We start from the raw sequence: 689 nt of genomic DNA on the forward strand, positions 1-689 counted from the left end.
GATGAGTTCGTGTCCGTACAACTGAAAGAGGAGCTTGATGACTGATGAGTTCGTGTCCGTACAACTGAAAGAGGAGCTTGATGACAGCTGATGAGTTCGTGTCCGTACAACTGGCGTAATCATGGCCCTTCGGGGCCATTGTTTCTCTGTGGAGGAGTCCATGACGAAAGATGAACTGATTGCCCGTCTCCGCTCGCTGGGTGAACAACTGAACCGTGATGTCAGCCTGACGGGGACGAAAGAAGAACTGGCGCTCCGTGTGGCAGAGCTGAAAGAGGAGCTTGATGACACGGATGAAACTGCCGGTCAGGACACCCCTCTCAGCCGGGAAAATGTGCTGACCGGACATGAAAATGAGGTGGGATCAGCGCAGCCGGATACCGTGATTCTGGATACGTCTGAACTGGTCACGGTCGTGGCACTGGTGAAGCTGCATACTGATGCACTTCACGCCACGCGGGATGAACCTGTGGCATTTGTGCTGCCGGGAACGGCGTTTCGTGTCTCTGCCGGTGTGGCAGCCGAAATGACAGAGCGCGGCCTGGCCAGAATGCAATAACGGGAGGCGCTGTGGCTGATTTCGATAACCTGTTCGATGCTGCCATTGCCCGCGCCGATGAAACGATACGCGGGTACATGGGAACGTCAGCCACCATTACATCCGGTGAGCAGTCAGGTGCGGTGATACG

Annotated in this window: 1 protein-coding gene; it reads left to right on the forward strand. The window is 55.7% G+C overall.

Annotated features, from left to right (window positions below):
- Positions 1–160: 160 nt before the first annotated feature.
- Positions 161–559, forward strand: coding sequence for a DNA-packaging protein FI (locus H8L32_RS27220; protein ID WP_000158919.1), 399 nt, complete (start codon positions 161–163; stop codon positions 557–559).
- Positions 560–689: the final 130 nt, after the last annotated feature.

The sequence above is a fragment of the Undibacterium hunanense genome, from assembly GCF_014284335.1.
Taxonomy (GTDB): domain Bacteria; phylum Pseudomonadota; class Gammaproteobacteria; order Burkholderiales; family Burkholderiaceae_D; genus Undibacterium; species Undibacterium hunanense.

Coding starts and splice junctions, on each gene's coding strand:
- H8L32_RS27220 (WP_000158919.1), top strand. CDS start 161: ATGACGAAAGATGAACTGATTGCCCGTCTCCGCTCGCTGGGTGAACAA.